This is a genomic window from Mesorhizobium sp. M2A.F.Ca.ET.039.01.1.1, assembly GCF_003998035.1.
GTDB lineage: Bacteria > Pseudomonadota > Alphaproteobacteria > Rhizobiales > Rhizobiaceae > Mesorhizobium.
On record NZ_RZRY01001435.1, the window covers coordinates 1 to 592 of the forward strand.

The 592-nt window shown below is 57.4% G+C and carries 1 protein-coding gene; it reads left to right on the top strand.

The window, feature by feature from the left end:
• Nucleotides 1-425 (top strand): hypothetical protein (locus EOA24_RS42675; protein WP_210213666.1); only part of this gene is annotated, 425 nt, incomplete at its 5' end.
• Nucleotides 426-592 lie beyond the last annotated feature (167 nt).

The window sequence follows — 592 nt, forward strand, 5'->3', positions numbered from 1 at the left end:
TTATAGACACCCGCGATGATGTTGGATTTGTCGGGGGGGCAGCGATCTCTTTCTCAAAGGGGGAACTGACGTGGACCGACGAATTCGGCCCTTGGACACTCCGCCGGCGTCGCGAAGGAGATTTGGACCGGCCGCTTTCTCGATATGGAACGCCTTTGTTCCCATCCCCCTTCTCTCCTAGCGCTACAGCATCAGATCCAACAAATCTCCTCTGGCGCCACAATGGCGAACAGGCCGTTCTTGGCTATGCTGCAAGCGCCATGGACGATGCGCTGGGCGATCACCCGCCGATCTCCGGAATCGATGCCGCCATCCAAACCATGCGTGTTTATGCGGCTGCTCGCGTCTCGCATGTCACCTGCAGCTCTGTCTGCATCGACAATATGGAGTCGGCCTCTCTCGCGAGACGTTTTTCCATTCCCTAATGTGTTCCTCCCTGTAAAAGCGGAAGCCGTGCATGTCCTCGCAAGTCAGCACCGCGGTTGAAGAGCCTCGATATCTTTCGACCTATGGCGAGCCAGATCGCCAAGCTCGGGCGGGAACGATGGCGCGCAAACACAAGCCGTTCGCATCGGGACGGCTTATTCTATTC